The organism is Ensifer sp. 1H6 (assembly GCF_001976035.1).
Taxonomy (GTDB): Bacteria; Pseudomonadota; Alphaproteobacteria; order Rhizobiales; family Rhizobiaceae; genus Ensifer; species Ensifer canadensis.
In genome coordinates this window covers 23,368-30,241 of sequence record NZ_MOAI01000051.1, presented here as the reverse complement: position 1 = coordinate 30,241, position 6,874 = coordinate 23,368, and the positions used below count along the sequence as shown (strand labels likewise).

Here is a 6,874-nt window from a genome sequence, read left to right as displayed (position 1 = left end):
GGCCGAGGATCGCCGGGAACAGACCTTCGGGGTCGGCGCCGGAAAGCGTGAAATCGTCGGTGTGGCAGATGCCGGTCGCCTTGACCTCGATCAGCACCTCGCCGGCCCGCGGGCCTTCGAGCTGAACGGTCATCACTTCCAGCGGCTTGCCGGCCTGAACGGCGACGGCGGCGCGTACATCCATCTATTTTCTCCCTGGTCTCATTGATTTCAGGGCTGCCGTGCAGCCCTTATGCAGCTTTCGCCGGTCCAGCCGGAAACACACCCGACATGACGACGAAACCATCGATGCGTTTGACCCGGTCGCACCACCTCCGAATTGCCGGATAGTCCTGTCTCGAAATCCCCCCTTCTTCTGACAGCATGATGTAGGGGAAGCAGGCGATATCGGCGATCGTCGGGCGACTTGCCGAGCAGATCCATTGGCGCCCCTGTCGCTCGCCAAACCAGAGATGTTCGTCAAGGATGCGGAATAGCCGGTGGGCGCCAGCGCGGGCTGCGTCAATATCGAAGTCATAAAAGAGCGCGTCGTGCAGGCGAGCGGCCGAAGCTGTGCTCGTAATCCCGTCGGCAAAGGCAAGCCATTGGCTGATTTCGCCGAGGAGTTCAGGATTGTCGCGTGGGTACCATGCACCCGCTGGATCATACTTGGACGCGAGGTAGACGAGGATCGCCTGAGCATCGCGCAACACAAGATCGCGATCCTCCAGTACTGGCAACTGGCCGAGCGGATTGATCTTCATGAACCAATCGGCCTTGTGCTCCCGGCCCGGGTAGAAGTCGACCGGAACGGTCTTGTAGTCCACTCCCAATATGCTCATCAGCAGTCGAAGCTTGTAGCAATTGCCCGATAGTTCGTAGTCGTAGAGCTTGATCATTTCGGTCTCCTTAGGCGTCGAGCACGAGGCGAGCTGATTTGCTGCGAGAAACGCATGTCATGATCTTTGTCCCCGACGCGCGCTCCGAAGGACTGAGGTAAACATCCTGATGGTCCGGTTCACCTTCTATGACTGTTGCAAGGCAGGTGCCGCAGGCCCCCTGTTCGCAAGATGACGGAAGGTCGACGCCGGCCTCGCGCATCGCTTCGAGAATGGATTGTCCCGCAGCCACCTTGATCGTCAGACAAGAGCGGGCCAGGGCGACCTCGAAGCTCGAACTGTTGTCGATGACATTCGTATTCTTGAAGTACTCGAAATGCACGGTCGCTTCCGGCCAGCCGACTTCGGCAGCCAAAGCGCGCGTCGCTTCCAGCATGGGCCCGGGTCCGCAGATATAAAGTTGCGTGTCCGGGCGATAGGGCGACAAGAGCTGGCGAAGCACGGTGACCGTAGCGTCGGGCGAAAGCCCTAGATGGGGCTTGACCGCACCACCAAGGGCGGCCCTGCATTCACCGAAAGCAAGTTGCTGTTCGTTCTGAGCAAAGTAGTGGAGCTCGTGCGAAAGGCTCTGGTTGCTCAAGGCCTGCGCCATCGCCAGCAACGGGGTGACGCCGATCCCACCTGCGACAAAGATGGTGTGCAGTGCATCACGGCGCAGGGGAAAGTTGTTTCTTGGTTCGGAGATTGCCAGCACATCTCCCTCGCGCACGCTGTCGTGAAGGCACTGCGATCCGCCCCTCGACGCATGCTCCAGCTTCACGCCGATGGTAAAACAGTCCGTCTGGCCCGGTCCGTTGGTTAGCGAATATTGGCGTATGAGGCCATTGGGCAAATGCAGGTCGATATGCGCGCCTGGCTGGAATGTCGGCAGCAGTCCTTTGATGGGCCGAAGTTCGAAGGCCATGACGCCATCGGCAGTCTGCCACTTTCGCGCAACCTGAACACGGATCGCGGCCTTGCGTCCGTGTCTGTCGGGCTCAGGCAGACTGGCCAGTTCTTCCGACACGCGCTCGAATACCGGCTCGATCGGCGCCGGTGCAGGTAAACTCGCGGCTTCGTGCTCGACGTTTGTCCGCAGGGCCGAGAGAGCCTCGTTGTGGTGCCGCAAGACGGCTGCCAGGAGATCGCCGTCCGGTACACGGTCAAGCACGCCTCGCACGACGCAGCGGGCGGAATCAACCGGCTGGACGAAGAAGACAGCAAACGTTTCGGTGTCGCCTTCGCTGCTCCTAAGCGCGACGGCACTGGACGTGGCGAATTCCACATTCACGGTCGCGCTCGTTCCTTCGTTTCGGCCGTTCGGTTGGAACCTATGGGACTGCAGCTTTTCAAGCACCATCTCCGCTGGAGCGTTGATCGGGATTGCACGCAGAGCCAAGAAGTCTCTCTCATCCAGGCACTCTATCTGGGGAAGATCGCCGTGAGGCTGTTCGCCCGACCATACCAGTCCGTACCGCTCAATCGCGGGAAAGGTGCGGTTTGTAATGGTACGGGCAGGTGCGTCCGCCGGATGGGCGGGAATATAGGTGCATCCGGCGGTGCGGTTCGAATACCGCCAGCCGTGGTACTGGCACTTCAATTCGCGGCCGTCATTTATGCCGATCGACAATCTGACACCGCGGTGCAGGCAACGGTTCTCCCAGATGTTGACGTATCCGTCGTCCGCGCGCCAGACGGCAAACTCGCGACCGAGAAGTTGGCCATGGAAAACATGGCGTGGCGGCAAGTCGTCGGTTGCCGCGATGGGGTGCCACTGTGTCCTCGCTTCGTTCAGCATCTTCGTCTCCAATTCGTCGTCTGTGTTTCGTTTGCCGCCGCTCAATTTGCAGCCGGGATAACCCCGTATTTGACGCCCTTCTGGCTCAGCCAGCGACGGTAGGCGATGGCTGACTTGTCTGCGCGGATTGGCGTTTCGGCCCTGGGGTCGAGCGGCAATTTCTTGGGAAACTGGTTCTCCAGGATCGGCTTGTCCTGGCCGAAGATCGTCTGTTGGAACCGCTTGATCACCTTGTCTTCGTTGTCCTCATCAAGGATGCAAAGCATCATATGTGCGCGGACGCTCTCCTGGTTGAGAGGCTGCATGAAGACGGCAATGACATCGTAACGCGTGTCATCGAGTGGGCTCGATTTGTAGAGAACCGAGCAATAGGGATGCGGCACGCGGTAGATATATTCGACCTCTGCCCCCGCTTCGGAGGCGCTCGAAGCCATGGGCTGATAGAAACGGCAACGGGTCGCCAGGATCTCGTCCCGCTCGAACGAAATATCGACGTCGTATTCCTTGACTTCAGTGTGCGGCTCAACGCCCAGAATATCGGTATGGACGTAGGGGAAATGGCCCATATCCAGGAAATTCTCGATTGCGCGAGGCGCTGAAACATTTACGCCGAAAGTCGCAGCGTTCAGTCGACGCCGATCGGTTTCGTCATATTCCGGGATAGCGAAGAGCTCGTCGGGCGGCGAGCCGAGCGAAGCCCATACGTAACCGTAGGCTACTTTCACCGGTAGAGCGTTGCTCACGAACGCCGGGTCGATGTTGTCGCCGGCACAATGCTCGGCGCGGGACCGCCAAACGGCAACCGCGCCCCCGAGACCGACCGCAAAACTGAGCTGCTCTTCCAGAAGCACGGTATCGACAACCGTATCGGCCGGGATCTCCGCCAAGGCGCCCAGCGGGTGCCACAAGTTGAGGACGACGGGGTCCGAACATCTATTTGTCTTCGCCATACGAAGATCCTCCAATTCCACCTGGGTTGCCCGGTCAGACAGAGTGTGCGATCGCGCCGTACGTAACCGCCCGATCGCGAAGCCAGCGCCTGTAGTGGACGGAGACGGCATCGGCCTTGATCGGCGTTTCAGCGCGCGGGTCGAGGGGCAGACGGCGCGGACGCTGGTTCTCGAGGATCGGCTTGTCCTGAGCGAATATCAGTTGCATGAAACTGCGGACCGCCGCCGCCTCGATACCCTCGCTCACATAGCAAAGGTAGGAATGCACGATGCAGTTCTCCTGATCGATCGGCTGGATGAAGAGCACGATCACATCCTTGCGCTCTGGATGGAGCGGATTGCTCTTGTAGAGGGCGACCGTATAGGGCCGGAACACCCTGTAGACGTAGTCGACCAGCATCTCCGCCGAAGCCGTCGGGGAGGCAAGCGGCTGGCGGAACTTGCATTCAGTTGCCAGCACCTCGTCTTCGGCCGTAATCGTTACGTTGTAGGGCAGCACTTCCGTATGCGGCTCATCACCCAGCCATCCCGTGTGCACGAAGGGAAAGTGCCCCATGTCGAGGAAGTTCTCGACCGCACGGAGACCAGACACCTTGACTGCGATGGAGCCTCCGCTCAGCAAGTGGCGATCGGGCTCGTTCGTTTCGGGAAGGTATATGATGTCCCGTTCCGGCTTTGCGAGACATGCCCATATGAACCCATATCGCATGTCCGAGCAGATGATCTCACCTGTCTCCAGCGCCACCACTTTCTGGCTGTAGCGCCCGTCGAGAGTGACCTGAAGATCGCGCCCCAGCAGTTTGGTGACGAAGGGCGAATGCGACGACAAGGCAGACCGCTCCGCGATAACGTGCCAGTCATTGAGAAGCGTGCGATCGCTGCAACGAAATTCCCCCATAGGCCACCTCCAAAATGCCCTGGCGGTGCAGCGGCTGTACCGCAACAACGCCGGTTGACTGGCTGTAGAGTTTCATTTTGCGGCCCGGGACGGAATGTCCCCGATTGCCCGGTACATGCCTGCACTTAACGTTCCCGAAAAAGTGGCGCGACGGGATCGCATGCAGCCACGTCGCCGCCAGCGAGCCGAATTGCAAGATGACGAACGGGTCGTCGCTGCTTTCGTGGACGTCTTATCGTGGAGATTCCTACATGTGGCGCACCTTAGCGGGTCTGACCGTATTCCAAATCCGCGATCTCCCGCGTGCCTTTAGAAAGACAGTTGCGTGCAAAGGCCCAGCCGCGTCGCGCGCGCCTGGGCCTTCGTGTTCCCGGGTAGATATCCGCAGTTAATCTCTCCTCACTCGCGGCGATATGGAATCCCCAGTGCAACGGGCTGATGCGTTCGTGATCTCAGGCCTGCGAGAAGTACGAGCGAGGCTACATAGGGCAGCACGAGAAAGACGTGGTGGGGGATTGAAACCCCGACGACCTGCGCATGAATGCCAACCGCTTCGAGGAAGGCGAAGACGAAGATTGCCCCAACGACCCGGAACGGCATCCAGTTACCGGCAATAATGGCAACAACCACAAGCCAACCGCGACCGGCAATGAGATCTGGCACAAATCGATCGGAATAGCCGAGCATCAGGAACGCCCCCCCGAAACCGGACATAACGCTTCCGAACATGATCGCCAGGCATTGACGCCGACCGACGCCTAATCCCTTGACGTCAAGCGCCTTCGGGTTTTCCCCCACGCATCGAACTTCAAGCCCATACCGGGTGCGGTAGAGAAAGAACCAGACCGCCAGCGGTATAAGAAAGCCGACATAGGTCAGAAGCCGCTGGGAAAACAGCACCGTTCCAAGGACGGGAATGTCCGACAAATATGGAATCTCGACAGCTTCGAACCCCGCGAACTTGGGAGGGTCACGGCCGATGATATAGGTCTGAAACCAGAACAAGGTCAGGCCCGAGGCAAGCAGGTTCACGGCCAGGCCGGCGATGAACTGCTCTGATTTGAGGACAATGGTGACGTAGGACATGACCAGGCTCAAGAGTGCGCAGGCGATGACCGCCACAAGCAGGGCCAGCCATGGCGAGCCTGTCGATGATGCGATCACATAAGCGACGACGGCACCAAGCAACATCGTTCCCTCGACAGAAATATTCCAGATACCAGCCCGTTGAGTAACGAGTTCGCCCATTGCCGAAAACAACAGCGGCGTGGCGATCCGAACCATCGCTGCGAGAATGCTGATGAACAGCGGCCCCTGAAAAAGCTCAAGCATGCGCTTCACTCCTAACGGTAATTTGGATCCTGGTGGCGACCGCTGCACACAGGAAGAAGAGCAGGACGAGCCCTTCCATGGCCGAAACGAGCCCGGCGGGGGTTCCGCTCTGCAATCGCATGTAGATGGCACCGCTCTTAAGCGCGCCGAAGAAGAGTGCCGCAAGCATGGCACCGCTCGGCCGCAGCCCTCCGACCATGGCAACGACAATGCCGGAGCTGCCAATTCCGAGAAGCGTTTCGGCACGAAGGCGATGAGCCGTTCCGAAAAGCTCACCCGCGCCGGCGAGCCCCGCAAGCGCACCGGAAACAACCATCACCACCAGCAGAAGGCGACTGATATCAGTTCCGCGGAACCTCAGCGCAGTCGGATTGGAGCCGAAGGCGCGGATCTCATAACCAAGCGGCGTTCGCTCCAACAACACGGCGCACAGCCCCGTGGCAACAAGTGCGAGGATGAAGCCCGCATGCAGCTTGGCCGCACCCTGACCAAACAGTGTTGGCCACTCCAGCATCGAATTGACCGGTGGCGACTGGTGGTAGGCGACAGTCACCCCCGATTCCATCCATGGCCCGCCATCAAGTAGATATGCGAGCAGAAAGATCACGATGTAGTTCAACATCACTGTTGAGATGATTTCGCTCGTGCCGAAACGGGTCTTGAGTGCACCGGCCATGAGACCCAACACTCCACCACCGACAAGGCCGGCAATGACCAGGACGGCAAATGCCATCCAATAGGGTAACGGGCCAATCCAGAGGCTTGCCCAATAGGCGCACATTGCCCCGGCGAGAACCTGTCCTTCCTGTCCGATATTCCAGATCTTCGCCCTGAAGGCGATGACCGTTCCAAGGCCGACAAGCAGCAGCGGCGTGGCCTTGGCAAGTGATCCGAGCAGTGCTTTTTGACTGCCGAAAGCGCCTATAACGAGCGAGGAGAATGCCTTGGTGACATCGCCTCCCGACAAATGGAGCAAGGCGGCGGTCGAAAAAAGCGCGCATAACATTGCCGCAGCATAGCAGGCGACATTCCAGCTCAA

At 59.3% G+C, this 6,874-nt stretch carries 7 protein-coding genes; all 7 read right to left on the bottom strand.

Annotated elements, in window-relative coordinates; genetic code table 11:
- Window positions 1-184 (bottom strand): alcohol dehydrogenase catalytic domain-containing protein (locus BKP54_RS33000; RefSeq protein WP_158071688.1); only part of this gene is annotated, 184 nt, incomplete at its 3' end.
- A gap of 46 nt (window positions 185-230) precedes the next feature.
- Window positions 231-878: a glutathione S-transferase gene (locus BKP54_RS32995; protein WP_084815598.1), complete on the bottom strand. Its 648-nt coding sequence runs from the start codon at window positions 876-878 to the stop codon at window positions 231-233.
- A 10-nt stretch (window positions 879-888) separates the two neighbouring features.
- Window positions 889-2,655: a Rieske 2Fe-2S domain-containing protein gene (locus BKP54_RS32990; protein WP_084815599.1), complete on the bottom strand. Its 1,767-nt coding sequence runs from the start codon at window positions 2,653-2,655 to the stop codon at window positions 889-891.
- A 41-nt stretch (window positions 2,656-2,696) separates the two neighbouring features.
- Window positions 2,697-3,605, bottom strand: coding sequence for an aromatic ring-hydroxylating dioxygenase subunit alpha (locus tag BKP54_RS32985; protein WP_084815597.1), 909 nt, complete (start codon window positions 3,603-3,605; stop codon window positions 2,697-2,699).
- Window positions 3,606-3,639: 34 nt separating this feature from the next.
- Window positions 3,640-4,503 carry an aromatic ring-hydroxylating dioxygenase subunit alpha gene (locus BKP54_RS32980; protein ID WP_084815596.1) on the bottom strand — a complete coding sequence of 288 codons (864 nt, stop codon included), beginning with the start codon at window positions 4,501-4,503 and terminating at the stop codon, window positions 3,640-3,642.
- Between the two features lie 399 nt (window positions 4,504-4,902).
- Window positions 4,903-5,835, bottom strand: a complete 933-nt coding sequence (locus BKP54_RS32975; RefSeq protein WP_084815595.1) for an ABC transporter permease — start codon at window positions 5,833-5,835, stop codon at window positions 4,903-4,905.
- The gene (locus BKP54_RS32970; protein WP_245318003.1) at window positions 5,828-6,874 is read right to left on the bottom strand and encodes an ABC transporter permease; all 1,047 of its coding nucleotides are present in this window, start codon (window positions 6,872-6,874) and stop codon (window positions 5,828-5,830) included. The genes BKP54_RS32975 and BKP54_RS32970 overlap by 8 nt, the downstream gene beginning before the upstream one ends.